18 protein-coding genes are annotated in these 20903 nt (G+C 47.2%); 10 read left to right on the top strand and 8 right to left on the bottom strand.

Annotated features, from left to right (window positions below):
* Positions 1-21: 21 nt before the first annotated feature.
* Positions 22-654: a YczE/YyaS/YitT family protein gene (locus tag BLU03_RS03250; RefSeq protein ID WP_008592211.1), complete on the bottom strand. Its 633-nt coding sequence runs from the start codon at positions 652-654 to the stop codon at positions 22-24.
* A gap of 75 nt (positions 655-729) precedes the next feature.
* Here BLU03_RS03250 and BLU03_RS03245 point away from each other — a divergent pair, with 75 nt between their 5' ends.
* The gene (locus BLU03_RS03245; RefSeq protein WP_093105545.1) at positions 730-1488 is read left to right on the top strand and encodes an SDR family NAD(P)-dependent oxidoreductase; all 759 of its coding nucleotides are present in this window, start codon (positions 730-732) and stop codon (positions 1486-1488) included.
* 131 nt (positions 1489-1619) lie between these two features.
* On the opposite strand, the gene BLU03_RS03240 is transcribed toward BLU03_RS03245, so the two are convergent.
* The 3 genes from BLU03_RS03240 to BLU03_RS03230 all read right to left on the bottom strand — a co-directional run bounded on the left by BLU03_RS03240 (position 1620) and on the right by BLU03_RS03230 (position 4954).
* Entirely contained in the window at positions 1620-2519 is a 900-nt protein-coding gene (locus BLU03_RS03240; RefSeq protein WP_093105542.1) for a DMT family transporter, read from the bottom strand.
* Positions 2520-2616: 97 nt separating this feature from the next.
* Positions 2617-4239, bottom strand: a complete 1623-nt coding sequence (locus BLU03_RS03235; RefSeq protein ID WP_093105540.1) for a putative ABC transporter permease subunit — start codon at positions 4237-4239, stop codon at positions 2617-2619.
* Positions 4232-4954, bottom strand: a complete 723-nt coding sequence (locus tag BLU03_RS03230; protein ID WP_008592219.1) for an ABC transporter ATP-binding protein — start codon at positions 4952-4954, stop codon at positions 4232-4234. Before BLU03_RS03230 ends, BLU03_RS03235 begins: the two co-directional genes overlap by 8 nt.
* Before the next feature lie 141 nt (positions 4955-5095).
* On the opposite strand from BLU03_RS03230, the gene map reads away from it, so the two are divergent.
* The gene (map, locus tag BLU03_RS03225; RefSeq protein WP_008592221.1) at positions 5096-5851 is read left to right on the top strand and encodes a type I methionyl aminopeptidase; all 756 of its coding nucleotides are present in this window, start codon (positions 5096-5098) and stop codon (positions 5849-5851) included.
* A 90-nt stretch (positions 5852-5941) separates the two neighbouring features.
* On the opposite strand, the gene BLU03_RS03220 is transcribed toward map, so the two are convergent.
* Positions 5942-6142 (bottom strand): cold-shock protein, encoded by a 201-nt coding sequence (locus tag BLU03_RS03220; protein ID WP_008592224.1) that lies wholly within the window; start codon positions 6140-6142, stop codon positions 5942-5944.
* Between the two features lie 120 nt (positions 6143-6262).
* The gene (nhaC, locus tag BLU03_RS03215) at positions 6263-7657 is read right to left on the bottom strand and encodes a Na+/H+ antiporter NhaC (RefSeq protein WP_093105537.1); all 1395 of its coding nucleotides are present in this window, start codon (positions 7655-7657) and stop codon (positions 6263-6265) included.
* A gap of 202 nt (positions 7658-7859) precedes the next feature.
* On the opposite strand from nhaC, the gene BLU03_RS03210 reads away from it, so the two are divergent.
* Together BLU03_RS03210 and BLU03_RS03205 are read left to right on the top strand one after the other, a co-directional pair.
* Positions 7860-8597, top strand: a complete 738-nt coding sequence (locus tag BLU03_RS03210; RefSeq protein WP_093105534.1) for an AzlC family ABC transporter permease — start codon at positions 7860-7862, stop codon at positions 8595-8597.
* On the top strand, positions 8594-8890 hold the full coding sequence (locus tag BLU03_RS03205; protein WP_076569031.1) for an AzlD domain-containing protein: 297 nt from the start codon (positions 8594-8596) through the stop codon (positions 8888-8890). The genes BLU03_RS03210 and BLU03_RS03205 overlap by 4 nt, the downstream gene beginning before the upstream one ends.
* On the opposite strand, the gene BLU03_RS03200 is transcribed toward BLU03_RS03205, so the two are convergent.
* Positions 8887-9753, bottom strand: coding sequence for a cation diffusion facilitator family transporter (locus BLU03_RS03200; RefSeq protein WP_076569033.1), 867 nt, complete (start codon positions 9751-9753; stop codon positions 8887-8889). The genes BLU03_RS03205 and BLU03_RS03200 overlap by 4 nt on opposite strands.
* A 271-nt stretch (positions 9754-10024) precedes the next feature.
* On the opposite strand from BLU03_RS03200, the gene wrbA reads away from it, so the two are divergent.
* The 3 genes from wrbA to BLU03_RS03185 all read left to right on the top strand — a co-directional run bounded on the left by wrbA (position 10025) and on the right by BLU03_RS03185 (position 12038).
* Positions 10025-10627, top strand: coding sequence for an NAD(P)H:quinone oxidoreductase (gene wrbA / locus BLU03_RS03195; protein WP_076569035.1), 603 nt, complete (start codon positions 10025-10027; stop codon positions 10625-10627).
* A gap of 155 nt (positions 10628-10782) precedes the next feature.
* Complete coding sequence (locus BLU03_RS03190; RefSeq protein ID WP_076569037.1) at positions 10783-11025, top strand: IDEAL domain-containing protein; 243 nt, start codon at positions 10783-10785, stop codon at positions 11023-11025.
* Positions 11026-11165: 140 nt separating this feature from the next.
* Positions 11166-12038 (top strand): M15 family metallopeptidase, encoded by an 873-nt coding sequence (locus tag BLU03_RS03185; protein WP_076569039.1) that lies wholly within the window; start codon positions 11166-11168, stop codon positions 12036-12038.
* A 54-nt stretch (positions 12039-12092) separates the two neighbouring features.
* Here BLU03_RS03185 and BLU03_RS03180 read toward each other — a convergent pair whose 3' ends face one another.
* Positions 12093-12713, bottom strand: coding sequence for an NAD(P)-dependent oxidoreductase (locus BLU03_RS03180; RefSeq protein ID WP_076569042.1), 621 nt, complete (start codon positions 12711-12713; stop codon positions 12093-12095).
* A 148-nt stretch (positions 12714-12861) separates the two neighbouring features.
* Here BLU03_RS03180 and fumC point away from each other — a divergent pair, with 148 nt between their 5' ends.
* The 3 genes from fumC to BLU03_RS03165 all read left to right on the top strand — a co-directional run bounded on the left by fumC (position 12862) and on the right by BLU03_RS03165 (position 20681).
* Positions 12862-14253 (top strand): class II fumarate hydratase, encoded by a 1392-nt coding sequence (fumC, locus tag BLU03_RS03175; protein WP_093105532.1) that lies wholly within the window; start codon positions 12862-12864, stop codon positions 14251-14253.
* Positions 14254-14581: 328 nt separating this feature from the next.
* Positions 14582-19225: a glutamate synthase large subunit gene (gene gltB / locus BLU03_RS03170; protein ID WP_093105529.1), complete on the top strand. Its 4644-nt coding sequence runs from the start codon at positions 14582-14584 to the stop codon at positions 19223-19225.
* The gene (locus BLU03_RS03165; protein ID WP_093105526.1) at positions 19194-20681 is read left to right on the top strand and encodes a glutamate synthase subunit beta; all 1488 of its coding nucleotides are present in this window, start codon (positions 19194-19196) and stop codon (positions 20679-20681) included. Before gltB ends, BLU03_RS03165 begins: the two co-directional genes overlap by 32 nt.
* The last annotated feature ends 222 nt before the right edge of the window (positions 20682-20903 follow it).

The raw sequence follows: 20903 nt of genomic DNA, 5'->3' as shown, positions 1-20903 counted from the left end.
AAAAGCAAGAGGCGACAGAAATTATTCTGCGTCTCTTGCTTTTTGTGCATCGGACCATAGAAAAGCGACAGGTCGTGCCAGAGGGAAAGTCCATTGGATAAGGGGGCCGAGCAGGAAGACGACCATTACAGTGCCGATTCCGACCGGGCCGCCGAGAAAATAACCGGTGAGGGCCATAGCCCCTTCCATCAGATTACGAACGACCCCTTTGGACTGGTTCGTTCGATTGTTCATCACCATCATGAAATGGTCCAGCGGGATTCTCGGGAACGGTGTACGTAAGTAAAAGGAGATTCCTACGGCCGTGGCAAGGATACCCAGTGCAAAGATACCGGCCTGGGAGTACCAGGCATCAGGGTTTACGTTTTCCAAAGTTCCATAAAGGAAAAAGTCCAGTGTACGCCCACGGATAATACTCGGTATCAGGGATTCATATTGAGGACGTTTCTTTTCTAAAATCGCATTGACGATTAAAAGAATAGTGAATGCGATAATCATAAACGTTCCAACAGTGACGGGGGTATGATACGATAAACCTACAGCTATGCTGTCGCCGGGACCGGCCCCGAGGTTTGATTTAATGATGAGGGCAAGACCGAGACTCGAGACGAGCAGACCGGCCGAATATATGAGAGCTAATAACAAGTAAACCATAGAAGACTCCTTTAACATAAGCTGATAATAGCATACTTATTTGAAGGAAGATTGTAAAGAAAAGAGGGAAAAACTGTGAAATTCATTATTATTACAGGGGACTCGAAAGGTCTTGGAGAAGCAGTGGCAAAACGATGGATGGAAGATGGGGTGTCGGTGATCGGCATTTCACGTACGTATAACGGAACGTTAAAAGAAACTGCCGACAGCTGCGGGGTCTCCTATCGTCATTACGAATGTGATCTTACAGATGAAGCGGCTACGAATAATACGCTTGCGGCAGTCCACAATTATCTGCAGAGAGAAGACGTGGAAGAACTTACGCTTCTTAATAATGCAGGGATGGTGGGGCCGATTGAAAAAGTCGGAGCTCTTGATATACCAGCCGTAGATCGGCACATACGTTTGAACGTTTCCGTACCTGTTCTGCTTGCCAATTACATACTTGGATTGGCGAATGAGTGGGAAGTGCCTTTAACACTTGTGAATATCACCTCAGGAGCAGCCGGGAAGACGACGGAAGGCTGGAGCGTGTACAGTGCCGGAAAAGCCGCTATTGATCGATTTACTGCCGTTACGGCCAAAGAACAGGAACAGAAGAGTCATACGATCCTCGCCTACAGTCCCGGAGTAATGGATACGGATATGCAGGAAGAAATACGTTCTGCATCCGAGGATTCATTTAAAGATGTAGAAAAGTTCCGGGAACTGAAAGAGAAGGGTGAATTGACTTCTCCTGAACGGGTGGCTGAAGTTCTCCGTAATCTCCTTAAAGAGGAACCGGTACAAAACGGCGAAGTCTATAAACTCTATGATTACATTGATAAATATTAAAAAGAATCCAAAGAAACAATAAAACAGAGACAAAAGACCGGACATTGGATTGTCCGGTCTTTTGTCTCTGTTACTTCCGCAAGGATAAAAGAACATCGTACAGCTTTTCCGGGGGCCACAGCCTGCCGGGATCAGGAAGACCTGGATGCTTTCTTTTCTTCCTGCCGGGCGAGCTGTTTTTTATCTATATGGTTATTTTTTAGGAACATATAGAACGAAGCGCTGAATATAATGACGTAGCCGATAACGCTCCATAATGTAGGAATCTGTCCGAACAGTACAATGCTGAGCAGGGCGGAATATACCACAGTGGAGTAGAAGAATATAGAAATTTCACTGGCCGGGGCGAATTTGTAGGCCAGCGTAACTCCGAATTGGCCCACCGTTGCGAATGCGCCGGCAAGCAAAAGAAAAATCCACTGTTGTACACTCATCGGTTCGTAAAAGAATATTGTAAAAGGGAGAAGCAGCACAGTAGTAAAGAAGGAGAAGTAGAAGACCACCGTATAATGTTTCTCCTTATTTCCAAGTACCCGCAGCATAGTATAAGCTCCGGCAGCAAAAACCGCTCCCAGCACCCCGATAATGTAAGGAAGGACCTGGACAGAAAATTCCGGCTGGATGATGAACAGCGTTCCCAGGAAAGCGATGATAATAGAAACAATCTGATACCTCCGTGCATGTTCCTTAAGAAAGATGCCGGAGAAAATAATAAGAATGAACGGACTCAGTTTGTTCAGCATTTCCGCATCCGAAAGGACGAGATGATCGATAGCGTAGAAATTCATTACAATCCCTACTGCTCCAAGTGAGGAGCGGGAAAGAAGCAGTTTCTGGTTCTCCCGTTTTCCGAAAATCCTGTCTTTGTGCTTTAGCACGAATCCAAGTGTTATGGCAGCTGCCACTATATTTCGGAAGAAAGCCTTCTGCACAGTGGGGAGGTCCCCGGAAAGTTTAACGAAAGCCCCCATCATAGAAAAACCGAGCGCTGATATAAGCAATAATAATATCCCTTTATTCCGGTCAGACATAATTCTTCCTCCTCTTTCTTTAACCCTTTCCAAAAAATTCACTTTCCCTATCCTATTATAAATAGAAGGGGAAAGGAAGAGATTTGCTTTAAGGATGTCAGTCTCTGTTTACGAAAGAAGGAAGAATTTTCTGCTTTACTATTTTCCAACCTGTCCAGGCATAAAGGGAGAAGCTCGACAGCCCGAAAAGAAAAGCTATTGCGGGATTCTGCATTACCGGTACCTTCCACATGAGGAGAAGTACCGGAATGGTGAATACTGCTGTCACAATCAGCAGAAGAAGGTTGATGAACCGGTGCTGAAATACTTCTTCTTCACTCTCCCATGTGAGTTTCGGTTCGTTCATGTCCAGAGCTGTGGCGATAATGGATATTGACAAGATCAGCACATAGGATAGAACCAGCCAACCGGCCCAGAGAGGAAAAGGTAAAGAGAACACAAATCCGATGGTCAAAGCGAACAGAGTGAATGCTGAGGCAGGGATGATGAAAGCCACCAGCAGTTTACTTTTTAAAAGTTCGGTAAACGGAATCGGAAAAGACCGAAATTCATAAAGAGTTTTTCCTTCCCTGGAGAAAGAGCTGGTACCTGCTGTACTCGTAGCTCCGATAAGAGCGGAAAAAGCGAGCAGGAGAGGGAGGATGACGTTGGTCTCCAGCCCGGCTGCCCCTTCTGTCCAGGATGAAAAAGAACTGCCGCCGTCGACAAATGGAAAGATGAGTAGTAATAATGGAGCAAAGAACTGGTGACCGAGAATCTGGGTAACGTAAACGGGAGTACGCACAATCGTTTTGATGTCCCTGCGGGCGAGTGAGTGGAACATACTTTTCCTTCGGGCGACATTTCTTTTGGATGAAGAGGAACGCACCCCTTCACTCAGGCCGCGAACCCCTTTAAAATAGAGCGTATCACTGAAATAAAGAAATAAGAACGTCCCTGAGGCCGTCATGATAAGGAGGCCGGTAAGAGCAAGGATGCCGCTTACGCTGAAGGGGGAAGCGAGTGCCATGGCGGCAAGCTTTGCGTTTGGTACCCAGCCCGTCAGTGCGGCAAGAAGTTCACCGTCGCCGATCACGGCAGAAAGACTGCCGTCGTCCCCTGGAGAATCCTGTCTGACAAGCACGTTAACGGCCAGAATGAGCGCAAAAGAAAGCAGACCTCCGATTGCTTTGGCCCGGTCTTTATATCTGGATATGTTAATGAAACGCATGACGAACATGAGTAAAGAGCTCACGAGCAGAAACGGAAGAATCGGAAATATCGTCCATATAATAAAAGCGTAAAGAAAAAACAGAAACCCGCTTCCTGCCTGAAGCATGTACATAAGCAGAAAAGGAGCGGTTATGACAGTATTCCATACATAACCCCGCAGAAGTGGGGAAGCGGATTTCCCTATAATAATCTGAGAAGGCTTCAACGGCAGTGGGAGGTATCCCTCTATGCTGTCTGAAAGATAAAATGTATTTATAGCCGGTATGAAGGTGGTGACAATAAGAAGGCCAGTGGCAACAAGGAAAATCAGCCCCAGCAGTGCCGGCTCATTCCCGGAAACGGAAAGGATTGAGAACGTCTCCTTAAACAGAGTGTACGTAAGATTGTAAACCAGTACAGCTATCGGTATAGCAAGTACGAAAAGGAGTACTCTGAGGGCACTGCCCTTTTCTTTTCGAAAAAATTCCATTTTAACGATGATGTTCATAAGGAGGTAAGCTTTATGCATCGTTCGTCAGCTCCAGAAATAGGCTTTCCAGGTTTCTTCCTTCCTGGAATTCCTGCCTCATATCACTCATTTCCCCCTGAAAGCGCAGGCTTCCCTCATCGATGATGGCCACTTCGTCACACAGCTGTTCCACGACTTCGAGTACGTGAGAGGAGAAAAAAACGATTTTTCCTGCGTCCGCCTGTTCTCTCATAAGTTCTTTCAGGGCATTTGCCGATTTCGGATCCAGTCCTGTGAGCGGCTCATCAAGAATCCATACATCCGGCTGGTGAATAAGCACTCCGAGCAGCACAACCTTCTGTCTCATTCCATGGGAATAAGTATGGAGCTTATCCTCCAGAGCTTCGTTTAGCTGAAGGAGAGAGGCATAGCGGGCGAGTCGCTCTTCTCTTACTTCTTCCGGGACATCATAAACATCGGCAATGAATTCCAGGTACTCTCTTCCTTTTAACCGCAGAAAGGAGTCGGACGTATCCGGGACGTAACCGAATTGTCGTTTAGCTTCGAGCGCGTCTTTTTCAATATCTTTTCCGTTAATGGAAATACTCCCCTCGTCTACAGGAAGTATACCGGTGATCATTTTAATCGTGGTGGATTTGCCTGCCCCGTTCGGTCCGAGGAACCCGAAGATCTTCCCTGGGGTCACCCGTAAATCAAGGTTATGTACAGCCGTTTTCCCGGCATATCGTTTAGTTACATTGTGTAATTCAAGCACGGAAAGCTCCTTTCTTTTTTACTGTAATACGAATTCAGGGTGTGACGGTTTCAATTCGAGTGCTGATATTATAATATAAGTAATGGAATAATTGTTCAAAACATAAAATGACGGATCGATACAGGAGAAAGGATGGAAAAGATGATTAAACGGAAAAGTAAAAGAGAAATTGAAAAGATGAAAGAAGCAGGAGAGCTTCTCGCTTCTGTCCACAAAGAATTGCGCTCCTTCATCAAACCGGGTGTAACTACCATGGAAATCGAGCAGTTCGTGGAACGCTACCTGGACAAGCATGGAGCTACCGGAGAACAAAAAGGCTACCAGGGTTATGAGTACACCACCTGTGCTAGTATCAACGACGAAATTTGTCACGGTTTTCCCAGAAAGGAAAAACTGGAAGAAGGGGACATCGTTACGGTGGACATGGTGGTCAAACTGAACGGATTCCTCGCTGATTCGGCGTGGACTCATCCCGTGGGTGAAATCAGCGAGGAAGCACGGAAACTTATGGATGTATCCAAAACTTCCCTATATAGAGGGATAGAAGCTGCGCAGGTCGGCAACCGCATCGGAGATATCGGCCACGCTATCCAGTCTTATGCGGAAGGGGAAGGATATTCCGTAGTCCGGGAGTTTACGGGCCACGGCATCGGAGAAACTATACACGAAGATCCTTATATACCGCACTTCGGTGAAGCGGGTAAAGGAGCCCGTCTGAAGGATGGTATGGTGATTACCATTGAACCGATGATCAACGTCGGCGACTGGCAGAGTAAAATGGATGATAATCAGTGGACCGCAAGAACGGTCGACGGGTCGCTATCGGCGCAATATGAACACACTATCGCAATTACAAAAGAAGGGCCGTTCATTCTTACGGCCCAGGAAGATGAGTAGTTCCCGGGTTTTGGGGGGCACATAAAGCGTACAGGGAGGACCTGTACGCTTTTATTATTCCAATAAAAAAGAAAACTGCTTCAGCAGCAGTTATTTTTGGACCCTGGAGGCCTGAGGGCCCCGGCGTCCTTCCTCTATTTCGAATGTAACCGGCTGTCCCTGCTTCAACGTTTTGTACCCTTCTTCGTCAATCGCAGAAAAATGGACAAAAACCTCTTCATTTCCGTCTTCAGTTTCGATAAAACCGAACCCTCTGTCATCGCTGAACCACTTCACGCGTCCTTTGATCATGACAAGCCCCCTTTATTCCGCTGAATTGTATTTAGTTTACCACTATATGCGTATGAAATAAATGCGGCCTTTCATTATTTTACAAAAACATAAAAAACATAAAAAACGGAAGTCTCCCTGTCAGGAAACTTCCATTTTTGCTTCAGACTTTTTTGACAGGGTTTTGCCGGTGAAACCCGAAATAATTGTAAGAAGCGGGGACAGGAGACAGAAAAAAGCGAACGGCATATACTCAAGGACCGGTACGCCAAGCACACCGGCCATAAATACTCCACATACACTCCAGGGAACGAGAGGGTTGATCACCGTCCCGGCATCCTCCAGGGTGCGGGAGAGGTTCTTCCTGGCAAGGCCGACTCTGTCGTACACATCCTGGAAAGCTTCTCCAGTCAGCAGAATCGAAAGGTACTGTTCCCCAACCGTAACGTTGATTCCGATAGCCGTAAAAGCGGTGGCGATCGTAGCTGATCGCACGGACTGCAGCCCTTTCTGCGCACTTTGGAGAATGCTCGGTATTATCCCCGTAGTGAAGAAAAGACCACCGAGAGCAAGGGCAAGGATGACGATGGAGATGGTGAAGAACATTCCGTTCATGCCACCTCTTGAGAGCATATCCGTCAGCCCTTCGTTTTGTGTTTCAATCTCAAAACCGCTAAACCAGGAACTGAGTACTGCACCCCACTCCATCGTTCCCCGTAAGCCTGCAATGATGGTAGCTGTAATACTCGTGACCGAGAGAGAAACGAAAGCCGGACGTTTGGTAACAGTGAACAGGACGAGAACAGCGAGAGGAATCCAGGAACTCCAGTGGATCAGGCCGGTACTTAACAGCCCTTCTTCAAAAGGAGATAAAGTGGCTCCGCGGCTGCTTCCCGGAGAAAGAAAAGCAAAAAGGATAAAAGTGATGATGAACGCCGGTACAGTAGTCCACATCATGTTTTTTATGTGATCGAACAGATCGACTTTCACTACGGTGGAGGACAGGTTGGTCGTATCGGACAGAGGAGACATTTTGTCTCCGAAAAATGCACCCGAGACGATAGCGCCGGCCATAACTGCCAAAGAAAGGTCAGTAGTCTGTGCAGCTCCCATAAAAGCTACCCCGACCGTAGCAGCTGTAGTGAACGAACTGCCGAGAGCCACTCCTGTAAAGGCGGTGATGGTAAATACTAAAGCGTAGATGAACGGACCGCCTGTCAGAGAGAAGGCGACACTCATTAGAGCAGGAATAGTTCCGCTCGCCATCCAGCTGGCTATTAAAATACCGATAACGAAAAAGAGCAATACAGCCGGCATTCCGGATTGAGCTCCCTGTACCATCCCATGCTGTAATTGATCAAAGCGGAATTTCCTCACCGTACCGTAGGCTAAAAGAATAAGAATCCCGATGAGAATAGGAGTGTGAGGAGTGCTTTCCAGACTGATAATGAAAAAACTGATGACTGAAATTATAAAAAGAAGGACAATGACGGACTCAGTCAGACCCGGTAATTTTTTAGGCTGTAAGTATAACACTGAAAAAACCTCCTGATGATTGATCGTTTGCTTTTATGCTTAGACGCTTTTGTGTATTGAAGTATATGAATTTACTATAGAGCAGGTGCGAAGCTGTGTCAACGAAGGAGAAAGAAAATGAGGAAAAGGAAAAATCACTCTAACTATTCACCCCGGATATAATGTATAATATTAGAAAATATTACTGAAATGGAGGGATGATGTGGCGGAGGTTAGTGAAAGAATCACCATTTCCGGCAGAGGAAAAATGTTCAGAAAAGGTTTCGTCGCCGGATCACCGATCATTTTTGGATACATACCTATTGCCCTTACTTACGGGGTGCTTGCTTATCAGTCGGGTCTTACTCTTTTTGAACTGACGTTCATGAGTGCGGCTGTGTTTGCCGGAGCCGCGCAATTTCTCGGAGTTTCGATGGTAGCGGCGGGGGTAAGCGCTGTAGAAATTATTATAGCCGTGTTCGTATTGAACTTCCGCCATTTTGTTATGAGTCTTTCTTTTGTAAACCAGATGAAAGCTCATGCGAAGAAGCGGAAACTTCCCCTAACATTATTTTTGACCGATGAAACATTTGCTATTTCTTCCATTCATAAGAAAGAGGCGAAAGAACCTCATGCGTTCTGGTTTTACGGTGGAGTAATGATGGCTGCATACAGCGCCTGGGTACTTGGTTCCCTTGCCGGGGGTCTTCTCGGCAATGTCATGCCGAAAGCACTCAGTGACAGCATGGGTATCGCTCTTTACGCTATGTTTATCGGGCTCCTCGTACCTTCATTGAAGACCTCCATAGCCGTCGGAGGTATAGCCGGGGCAGCCATGATTATCAACAGTACAGCTCAGTGGGCAGGACTTACTGCCGGGTGGTCCATCGTCATAGGGACGATTCTGGGAGGACTGCTCGGTGTATTTCTCCTGCCTGATGAAGAGGAGGAAGAAGAATGATCCTTTGGATGATTTTAGGAATGAGTGTCGTTACTCTGGTGCCAAGGTTCGCTCCGGTTTTCATCATGGATAGACTTGAGCTGCCTCCGTGGGGGAGAAGATGGCTTGCAGCTATCCCCTACGCAGCGCTCGGAGCGCTTATTATCCCGGGGATATTCACGGTGATAGACGGCAAGCCCTGGGCAGGCATGGCCGGCGGGGCGGCAGCCGTCCTTGCAGCCTGGCTGCGTGCCCCGATAATGGTCACGGTGCTGATTGCAATTATAACGGTACTTTTAATCAGCCATCTTTAACCGTGATATGGTTCCGTATGAATATGAGCGTAAGAAATGTGATGATTTTTTTCGAGAAGTATTTCTATCTCATCCGTAATATCATGGGCTTTCTGGACGGTGATGTCCGGAGATACGAGAATGATTACGTCGACGAGCGTTTCATTACCCTGGAGACGGGCTTTGACGTCAGCCACCTTGTTCACTTCGGGGTGGGACGAGATAGTCGATTTGATTTCATGAAGTTCATCTTCATCGAACCCGTCCGTTAACAGGTGAGTCGCGTCCGTGAAAATATCCCACGACGTTTTTAAAATAACGGCGCCGACGATGACAGCTGCAGCTGGATCCATCCAGAGCATGCCGGACATCGTACCGAAAATACCCACTGCGGCTCCGATACTCACAAGAGCGTCCGATCGGTTGTCCTGGGCTGCGGCGTATAAAGCCCGGCTGCTTACCTGGCGTGACAATCGGAGGTTGAAACGGTACACACCGTACATAATGACCGCTCCTGCAATCGCTGTCCACCCCGTGAGCAGGGACGGTTCTCCAAACTGACGATTGACGATCGTTTCGCCTGCCCCGAAAAGTACTTGAATACCGATAGTAGCCATAATGAAGGCAGCAATCAGAGAAGAAATGGTTTCAGCCCTGGAGTGGCCGTAGTGGTGATCGCTGTCCGGAGGTTTCCGGGAGATGCGCAGGCCGATCAGCACAGCCAATGAGGCGATTATGTCCGTTGTATTATTTAATCCGTCTGCCCGTAAGGCATCGGACGATCCGACCTGTGCTATGATCAGTTTCGATATCGATAATACGACATAAGCGATAATGCTGACCCAGGCACCTGTTTCTCCTTTTTTCCACTGGTTGTTTTCCATCGATTATCTCTCTCCTTACCATCCTTCTATCATAGCAAATATACCACAGGCAGGCTAACAGCATTAAAGAAAGAGGAAAAGGCGAAATTGAAGCAATATTGACAACAATATAAAATTTCGCAAGGGAGAGCAGTGTGGGATTAAAAGATTCTTCGTCTAAATAGTTTTAAGTTGAGATAATTAGGTTATTGTAAGTAGTGTGGTCGGAACAGTGCGTGGCTCGTCCCCGATGCTGATACCGACGAAAATATCGCTGGGAGGTATTATTTTTATGGCAATTAAGCTGGCTGTTATTTATTACAGTTCTACAGGTACGAACTATCAGATGGCTAAGTGGGCAAAAGAGGAAGCCGAGAAAGAAGGAGCGGAAGTTAAGCTCGTGCGTGCTCCTGAACTTGCTCCTATGGCTGCCATTGAAAAGAACCCTGCTTGGAAAGAACATTACGAAGCTACGAAAGACGTAGTCCCTGAAGCGAAAGTGGAAGATCTGGAATGGGCAGATGCGTTTGTTTTCAGTTCACCGACACGTTTCGGAAGCGTACCTGCACAACTGAAACAATTCTTTGATATGGCAGGTGGCCTATGGGCTCAAGGAAAACTTGTCAACAAAGTGGCTACAGCCATGTCTTCCGCTCAAAACCCTCACGGAGGACAGGAAGCGACTATTCTGAACATTTATACCACTATGTATCACTGGGGTGCTATCGTCGTACCTACAGGTTACTCGGACGATACGATTTTCGCAGCAGGCGGAAATCCGTATGGAACAAGTGTAAGTGTAGATGGCGAAGGCAATATGAAAGAAGATGTCGAAGGAGCGGTACGCCACCAGGCTAAACGTACCGTGCAGATTGCAGAAAAAATTAAACAGTAAAATAACCAGACAGTGCCGGCAGGAAAAGATTTCTGCCGGCCTTTTTATGTTTCAAAAGAGAGAAAGCGGGTATATTATAATTAAATATTCAGAAAATTGTTGCTAAATCATCTGTTATCTTGCATAATGGAAAAAAGGATTGAGGGGGTAATCTCATGAGGAAGCAAAAGAGTGTATACGTTCTTCGACGGTTCCCGGCATACAAAGGAAAAAATATTACTGCAAAACGAGAGTTGTCCTACGGTATTAAGCTGGCTTCCCGGTTATTTCTGGACCAGATGGTATATGAATTCAACAAAAACCGCCTGGATGCCGCTATAAACGAAGCTATTGACAATGATGACAGAGCTGCTTTCGAGCGACTATCCGTACATTATCAGCCCTACACCTGGGAATAACATAAGTTCGGTCAACGAAAAGTGTACCTGCAACGAGTGGGTACGCTTTTTGTTATGTTTCAGAAGCGGTTATACAGGCGAATGGTTTTCATGATATAGTGGGTAAGGATATTTTTTACAAAAAGGCGGGTACATAAAATATGAAAAAATCTGTAGTGGCGGCAATTATAGGCTTGGGACTTCTGCTTGCCGGTTGTGCCGGTGAAAATACTGCGGAAGATAACGGGGCAGAACCGGAGAAGTCCGGAGAGGAACAGACGAGCAGTAAAGGAAGTACTGACCAAAAGGACAGTAGTGGCGATAGTCAGGCAGGAAACGGTAATAAAGAGGAAACGGGTCAGGACGATAGCGATGAAAATGAAAGCGGAGGAAACAAAGAGACAGGTAAGAGCCGGAAAACCTCAGAAGATGGAAGTATGATCGAAGTAGAGGAGCCTGAAAGAATTGATGTAATAGTTAATAAGCAGAGAAAGCTGCCGGAAGGGTACGAAACTCCGAACCTGACCGTGCCGGATGTTCCGTTCTCTTTTGAAGAGTTTCATCCGAAAAAGCAGATGAGGAAAAAGGCAGCTGTGGCTCTCGAAGAGTTGTTCCAGGCAGCAGAAGAGGACGGTTTGGAACCTGTCGCTGCTTCCGGCTACCGTTCTTATGAACGACAGAAAGCGATTTACGAAAACTCCGTAGCGGAAAATGGAAGAGAATATGCGAATCGTTATTCCGCTAAGCCGGGGACGAGCGAGCACCAGACCGGGCTTGCCATGGACGTAACGTCTGCTGAAATGGGTTTCGGACTTGATGAGTCTTTCGTAAATACAGAAGAAGGTCAGTGGCTGAAGGAAAATGCGCACCGTTTCGGCTTCGTCATTCGTTATCCCGAGGGCAAGTCGGATATCACCGGGTACGCCTATGAACCCTGGCATCTGCGTTTTGTAGGAAAAGAGCTGGCGGGTAAAGTGCACGCGGAGAATGTGACGCTTGAAGAATATTTTGGGCTGTATCCTGCCAATCAGTGATAATATGGATTTAAAAACTCCCGGGCTTCTCGCGTCCGGGAGTTTTTCTTTCGGTCAGAGTGCCAGTCCGACACGCTTATTTTTATAGTCGGGAGAAATTATTTCGCGGACGGCGACCTCCGCTACATCAGGGACCGGAGCTCTTTTACCGTTTTCGGGTAAATAATCAGCTTCTTCACGGAGAGGACCCCCCGATTCTTCATCCGGCAGGTAAGTCGGACAAAGAATCGTCCAGCTCCTGTCACTGTTTTCAAATTCCCGGTAAACTTTTTCATGCTCTTTTGCAGCGAACGTAATTCTCCGTTTCGACTCGTCTGTCTGATATCTCAGCTTACCTTCTTCCGTCCGGCTGTTCAAAATGCCCGCCGTACCAATCGTAACTATGCGAGGAATATTGTATTCCTTCATTATTTCGAGGCAGGTCGGAGTGAACTCCGATAACGTCGTCGTTTTATCGGTTCCAAGAGCACTGAACACCACATCTGCATGTTCCAGAGTTTTCCGGAGGGCTTCCGGGTCCAGTACGTTCCCCTCTATACGGTTTATATCGTCATTGAGCAGACCGGAAGCTTTCTTGCTGTCTCTGACGAGAGCGGACACAGTGTGCTGCTCAGCAAGTTTATTTGCAACTCTGTGGCCTACTCTCCCTGTCGCTCCAAGTATTGCTATGTGCATATGTATTCCTCCTTCTTGTTCTATCATTCCCGATCCAAATGCAAATTAAGCGGTTTTCCAAGTTTTTGCGGAGTTTGCATCAAAAAGGTGATAGTTCGATTGAAAGTTGATACAATTAAATGGAACCATTTTAAGGAGGGATCATCAAGTGGAATATCGTATTGAAAAAGACACATTAGGGGAAATGAAAGTACCGAAAGATAAATACTGGGCGGCCCAGACGCAACGGAGTAAAGAAAATTTTCCGATCGGTGACGAAAAAATGCCGAAAGAAATCATTGAAGGATTCGCTATCCTGAAAAAAAGTGCAGCCCGCGCGAACGAAGAACTCGGTCTTCTGGAGAAAGACAAAGCGGATGCTATCGCATATGCAGCAGATAAAATTACGGCAGGCGAACTGGACGACCACTTTCCACTCGTCGTGTGGCAGACCGGAAGCGGAACGCAGTCCAACATGAACGTAAACGAAGTCATCGCATACGTCGGCAGTGAATGGCTTGAAAAAGAAGGAAAAGAAACCCGTCTTCATCCGAATGATGACGTGAATAAATCCCAGAGTTCCAACGACACGTATCCTACAGCGATGCACATTGCAGCTGTACGTAAAGTGGAAGATGTGCTGCTCCCGTCTTCGGAACAGTTAAAGAAGACATTGAAAGAAAAAATGGAAGCGTTTAACGACATCGTTAAAATCGGCCGGACTCACCTTCAGGATGCCACTCCTCTGACACTTGGCCAGGAAATAAGCGGATGGCACAGAATGCTTGAGAAAACGGAAAAGATGCTGACTGAAAGCATTACATACGTAAAAGAACTGGCCATCGGGGGAACAGCGGTCGGCACAGGTCTGAACGCTCATGTGGACTTTTCTGAAAAAGTCGTTTCCTATATCAACAAGGATACGGGGAAAGATTTTATTTCGGCACCTAATAAATTTCATTCCCTTACCTCTCATGATGAACTCGTACATGCGCACGGAGCTGTAAAAGCACTGGCAGCGGATATGATGAAAATCGCCAATGACGTTCGCTGGCTCGGCAGCGGACCACGTTCGGGTATCGGGGAAATTACGATTCCGGCTAACGAGCCGGGGAGTTCTATAATGCCCGGAAAAGTCAACCCGACTCAAAGTGAGGCAGTAACGATGGTTGCAGCCCAGGTTATGGGTAACGATGCGACTATCGGTTTTGCAGCAAGTCAGGGTAACTTTGAGCTGAATGTCTTCAAACCGGTAATTGCCTATAACTTCCTGCAGTCGTCCCAAATTCTTGCAGACAGTATGAAGAGTTTCGACGAACGCTGTGTACAGGGACTGGAGCCGAATATGGAGAAAATCGAAGAGTATCTTCGCGATTCGCTCATGCTTGTAACAGCTCTTAACCCGCACATTGGATACGAAAATGCTGCGAAAATAGCGAAAACTGCTTTCGAAAAGAATCAGAATCTGAAAGAAACGGCAGTAGAGCTCGATTTACTGACAGAAGAGCAGTTTGAGGAATATGTTAAACCTGAAGAAATGACGAAACCGAACGCAAAATAAACGGGGGAATAGAGAATTACAGAAGCCTGAGAAGGGAGCGGTCCCTTCTCAGGTTTTTTTATAATGAATAATTCATATCTTTTTGAATAAACATTAATGATTATGGATAATTATTTCTTTTAATTATTAACAGAAACAGAAAGTTTATATTTTTTTAAAATAAAATGTCAACGTTTACAAAGTTGTCGTAACAGCGATCCATTAATTGGATAAAAATTAACCCGCGTGCAAAATTCCGTATTTTATACTATAATTATGCAACACTACTGTAAGCGTAATTTTCTTAATTTTCAAAAATAAATAATCGTTCATCAGGAGGTTTTAAAACATGGAAAAAAGAGGATACCCTGCTGCCCAGGGATTATACCATCCGGATTTTGAACACGAAGCCTGCGGTATCGGAATGATAGCGAACATAAACGGTTCGAAATCCCACGATATCGTAAATAACGCGGTTACCATTCTTTGTAACCTGGAACACCGCGGGGGACAGGGAGCGGATGTCAGTACAGGAGACGGCGCAGGAATTATGACCCAGATCCCCCATTCTTTCTTTGAGAAACAATGCGAAAAAGAGGATATATACTTACCGGAAGCCGGGAAATATGGGGTCGGGATGGTTTTTCTTCCGAGAGACCGTAATTCCCGTCAGGAAGCCAAAAAGATTTTTGAAGGACTGGTAGAGAAAGAAGGACAGAAATTCCTGGGATGGAGGTCTGTGCCGATTAATGCTTCTTTCGTCGGTGATAACGCTAAAACGACCATGCCTTACATTTCACAACTGTTTATTGAACCGGATGATACTATCGAAAGTCGCATAGAATTTGAAAGGAAGCTTTACGTTATTCGGAAGCAGGCATTGAAAGCTTTGGAGAAAAACGATAAATTCAAAGAATTCTATATGTGCAGCTTATCCACGACCACTATCGTCTACAAAGGCATGTTGATCCCCGAACAGCTTGACTCTTTCTATATTGATTTGAATCACCCCACATTTAAAACTGCTTTCGCCATGGTCCACTCACGTTTCAGTACAAATACTTTCCCCTCGTGGAAAAGATCCCACCCGAATCGCTATACTATTCATAACGGGGAGTTCAATACGCTGCGCGGAAACGTAAACTGGATGCGGGCCCGCGAAAAAATGTCTCAATCAGAAGCATTCAACGATGAAGAACTTAAAAAAGCTTTGCCCGTCATTGATGAGGACGGGAGTGATTCTTCTATGTTCGATAATGCCCTTGAATTTATGTATTTATCAGGAAGATCGCTGGCGCATTCCGCGATGATGATGATTCCTGAACCGTGGGCCAACGACGAGACGATCCACCCGAAGAAACGGGATTTTTATGAATACCATAGCACTCTTATGGAACCATGGGACGGTCCTGCGGCCGTCTGCTATACAGACGGCAGACAGATAGGGGCCTGCCTCGATCGGAACGGCCTTCGCCCGGCCAGATATTACGTTACCAAAGACGGAATGATTGTGCTCGGCTCTGAAGTGGGGGCACTCGATATCTTTGCTGATGATATCGAATACAAAGGCCGTCTCCATCCCGGTAAGATGCTTCTGGTTGACCTCGAGGAGGGCCGGATTATTCCGGATGAGGAGATTAAATTAGGCATAGCTGAAGAGGAACCGTACGGAAAGTGGCTCAAAGAGAATAAATACGATTTATCCGATTTTCCGGAACTCGAAGCCGACGCGCCGCAAATTACCGGAGATGATCTGATCTCCTGGCAGCTGGCTTTCGGTTACACGACGGAGGAGATTAATAAAATCATCAAGCCTCTGGTCCTTGACCGGAAAGACCCTGTAGGTTCGATGGGATATGATTCTCCTCTCGCTGTCCTTTCGAAAAAACCACAGCTGCTCTACAACTATTTCAAACAACTCTTCGCCCAGGTGACCAACCCGGCTATCGATGCAATAAGGGAGAAAGTTATTACGATGACGGAGACGACCATCGGGAAAGAAGGAAGCGTCGTGAATCCGAAGCCGGAAAGCTGTCGGCATCTGAGACTCGATACACCGGTATTGACCAATGAGCAGCTGGGAAAAATCGAAAACCAGAACATAGAAGGGTTTGAAAGCGGGAAGTTGTCCCTGCTCTTTGAAAAGAATGGCCAGGAACGCGAAATGGAAAAAGCTCTGGAACGGCTGTTCAAAGAAGCGGACAAAGAAGTGGAGAAAGGCACAACTTTCCTTATTTTGTCGGACAGGGGTGTGAACAGAGACTATGCAGCCATCCCGGCACTGCTTGCCGTTTCAGGACTGCACCATCATCTCATTCGCGAGGGTGTCCGTACTAAAGTCAGTTTAATACTTGAATCGGCAGAGCCTAGAGAAGTGCACCATTTCGCTACTCTGCTCGGGTACGGGGCGGAAGCTGTGAATCCTTATCTTTCTTATGAAACGCTCCGTGATCTGGTGGCGCGTGGGGAGATTCCGGATCGCAGCTATGACCGGAGTGTCCTCGACTACGTGAGCAGTGTTACGGACGGAATCGTCAAAGTACTTTCCAAAATAGGTATATCTACTATTCAGAGTTACCGCGGTGCTCAGATTTTCGAAGCGGTAGGCATCAGTCCGGACGTGATAGATAAGTATTTCACTAGAACAGCCTCCCGGCTCGGGGGCATCGGACTGGAAACTATAGAACGGGAAGTGTGCATGCGTCACGACCGGGGGTTCGAAGCCGAGCGGCCCCGGACGAAGATGCTGGACCCGGGAGATGAATTCCAGTACAGGATGAACGGGGAAGATCATCAGTACAACCCCCAGACTATTCATACCCTGCAACGGGCAGCAAGAACTAATGACTATAAGCTATTTAAGGAATACACGAAGATGCTCACCGATGAAACGAATAATCTGCAGTCGCTCCGCGGTCTCATTAAGTTCAAAGATCGTGCCTCAGTTCCTCTTGATGAAGTGGAGCCGGTGGAAGAAATCGTGAAACGGTTCAAAACAGGAGCGATTTCCTATGGTTCTATTTCACAGGAGGCCCATGAAGCTTTGGCTGTAGCCATGAACAAACTTGGAGGTCGAAGCAATACCGGAGAAGGCGGAGAATCACCTGACCGGTTCCTCCCGGATAAAGACGGGACCTCAAGGCGCAGTGCCATTAAACAGGTGGCTTCCGGTCGTTTCGGGGTAACGAGTCACTATTTGGTGAATGCTGATGAAATTCAGATCAAAGTATCCCAAGGTGCCAAACCCGGAGAAGGGGGGCATCTGCCGGGTAAGAAAGTGTACCCGTGGATTGCGGAAGTAAGAGGGGCAACTCCCGGAGTGGAATTGATTTCTCCGCCCCCTCACCACGATATTTATTCGATCGAAGATTTAGCGGAACTGATTCATAACCTGAAAAACGCCAATCCGGAAGCCCGTATCAGTGTCAAACTGGTATCGGCCGTAGGGGTGGGAACGATAGCTGCAGGTGTGGCCAAGGGACGTGCGGATCTTGTACTGATCAGCGGCTATGACGGCGGCACGGGTGCCGCGCCCCGGACGAGTATCAAACATGCAGGAATGCCGTGGGAAATTGGAGTTGCAGAAACTCACCAGACTCTCCTCCTGGACGGACTCAGGGACCGGATTACGGTGGAGACAGATGGTAAATTGATGACGGGACGTGATGTCGTTACGGCCGCTCTGCTGGGGGCGGAAGAGTACGGATTTTCCACAGCACCTCTCGTAGTTCTTGGGTGTATTATGATGCGCGTCTGTCACCTGGATACCTGTCCGGTCGGAGTTGCCACCCAAAATCCGGAGCTTCGAAAGAAATTTATAGGGGATGCTGATCACGTCGCGAATTTCATGCGTTTCGTAGCAGAAGAGGCAAGAGAAATTATGGCAGAGCTCGGTTTCCGGACGGTGAACGAAATGATCGGTCGAAATGACGTTCTGGAAAGGAAAGCCGATGTGGATCACTGGAAAGCCAAAGATGTGGACTTATCAGCTCTTCTTTATCGTCCGGAGACAGGATCGAACGTCGGACATTATTCTCAGGTGGAGCAGGATCACGGACTCGAGAAGTCTCTTGATGTCCAGGAACTGATTCCCCTTTGTAAGGAAGCGATCGATAATGGAACACCGGTGAAAGGCACAGGATCGATACGTAACATCCACCGGGTGGCCGGAACGATACTCGGCAGTGAAATTTCGAAAAAGTATGGAGAAGAAGGTCTTCCGGAAGATACGATTCAGCTGAAATTCAAAGGCTCGGCCGGTCAGAGTTTCGGAGCCTTCATCCCGAGAGGACTTACGATGCGCCTGGTCGGAGATGCAAATGATTACGTCGGAAAAGGTCTCTCCGGTGGGAAAATCATCGTTCACCCTTCCCCGCGTTCTACGTTCAAAGCGGAAGATAACATTATAGCTGGAAACGTCTGCTTTTATGGTGCTTCCGGAGGCGAAGCATATATCAGCGGGAAGGCGGGAGAACGCTTTGCTGTACGTAACAGTGGAGCCCATCTCGTAGTCGAAGGTGTGGGGGATCATGGCTGTGAATATATGACAGGAGGAAGGGTAGCCGTACTCGGGGAGACAGGGAGGAACTTTGCCGCAGGTATGTCCGGCGGAATCGCCTATGTACTGGACGAAGACGGAAGTTTCAGCACTAAACTTAATAAAGAGCTTGTACTTTCGGAACAGATACAGGAAGAGACGGAGAAGCAGGAACTTTATGAGATGATCGAAGCCCATGCAGGCTATACCCGGAGTGAGAAAGGGCAGCGGATTCTTGATAACTGGGAGGAAACACTTCCTAAATTCAAACGCGTCGTTCCAGTAGCATTTCTTGAAATGAGGAGCAGAATCGAAACATTCAGGAACGAAGGGAACGATAAATTCGAAGCGGAAATGAAAGCATTTGAAGCCAGCCAGAAAAGAGAAGAAGAACAGCTGGAGAATAAACAGGAGGAGGCTAAAGATGGGGAAACCGACAGGGTTTATGGAGTATGAGCGCCGGGGGCGCCCGGAGCGGGACCCGAAGGAAAGGGTAAAGGACTGGGAGGACTACACGCTTCCCATGCCGGATGAAGAAGCGCAACGGGAAGGGGCACGCTGCATGGACTGCGGTGTGCCTACCTGTCACACCGGTACGGAAATGGTCGGAGGAACCTCAGGCTGTCCCGTCTATCACTATATTCCGGAATGGAACGATCTTGTATACCGGGGGCAGTGGAAAGAAGCACTGATGAAAGCTCACGAGCAGAACAACTTCCCTGAATTCACCGGTATCGCCTGTCCGGCTCCGTGTGAAGGGGCATGCGTGCTGGGTCTGAATGAGAATCCCGTAGCCATAAGATCGGTGGAGAGGTCCATCGTTGAGAAGGGTTTTGCAAACGGATGGATTACCGCGGAACCACCCGAAAAGCGTACCGGTAAGAAAGTGGCAGTTGTAGGGTCCGGACCGGCGGGGTTAACCGTCGCCGACCAGCTGAACAAAGCGGGACATACAGTCACAGTATACGAGCGTGACGATCGTCCCGGCGGCCTGCTTACGTACGGCATACCGGAGATGAAACTATCGTATGAAGTGGTACTGCGCCGTATAAAACTTATGGAAGAAGAAGGGGTGCGCTTTGTAACGAATGCAAATATAGGCAGAGATATCCCTTCCAGCCAGCTGGAAGAGGAAAACGACGCGGTTGTATTATGCGGTGGCGCAGCTAATCACAGAAATATTGACGTAGAAGGGCGTAACCTTGAAGGTGTACATTTTGCGATGGACTTTCTTCATGCAAACACCAGAAGTCTGCTTGACTCACATCACGAGAACGGAGAATATATCTCCGCCGAAGGGAAGAATGTGATTGTAATCGGCGGTGGTGACACCGGAACCGATTGTATCGCCACGTCCATGAGACATGATTGCAAGTCACTCGTGCAGTTCGATATATATGATAAGAAACCCGGGAATAGAGATGAAGCGGTAAACCCGTGGCCGCAATATCCGGTGATTCATCGTATCGAATACGGGCAAAAAGAAGCGGAGGCAGTTTTCGGAGACGATCCGAGAGCTTACGCCGTCCAGACTAAGAAGTTTGTCGGAGATGAACATGGTCGTATTAAAGAAGTGCATACTATCAACGTTAAACTTAAATTCGATGAACAGGGGAACAAATATCGTGAAGAAATTCCCGGCACCGAGAAGGTTTGGCAGGCAGATCTCGTATTGCTGGCTATCGGTTTTACAGGACCTGAACAGGAACTGGTGGAAGAAATGGGGATTGAAACGACCCGAAAGACGAATGTTAAAGCTGACCTTCATACGTACCTGACAAACAAAGAAGGAGTTTTTGCAGCAGGGGACATGCGGCGCGGGCAGAGTCTGATTGTCTGGGCCATCAACGAAGGAAGAGCTGCTGCAGATGCCTGTGATAAATATCTGATGGAGGTGCCGGAGACAGTATAAGCCGTTCTTTTATTATCACTCTTGTATAACAGCCCCTCCTGGAAAGCGGAGAACATCGTCCGGTTTCCAGGAGGGGCTTTTTTGTATATCTTCTGTACTATTTAAAAACTTATTCAGTATATTCTTTTTGCGCCAAAATTTTGATAACTATATTGACATTTTCATTAAAAAAGATATTATTGGTATAAATATACGTTATAATTAATAATTATTCATTAACGG

Source organism: Salimicrobium album, assembly GCF_900107115.1.
Lineage (GTDB): Bacteria > Bacillota > Bacilli > Bacillales > Halobacillaceae > Salimicrobium > Salimicrobium album.
Note: the sequence above shows the minus strand (reverse complement) of the source record. Positions and strands in the feature narration are given on the sequence as shown.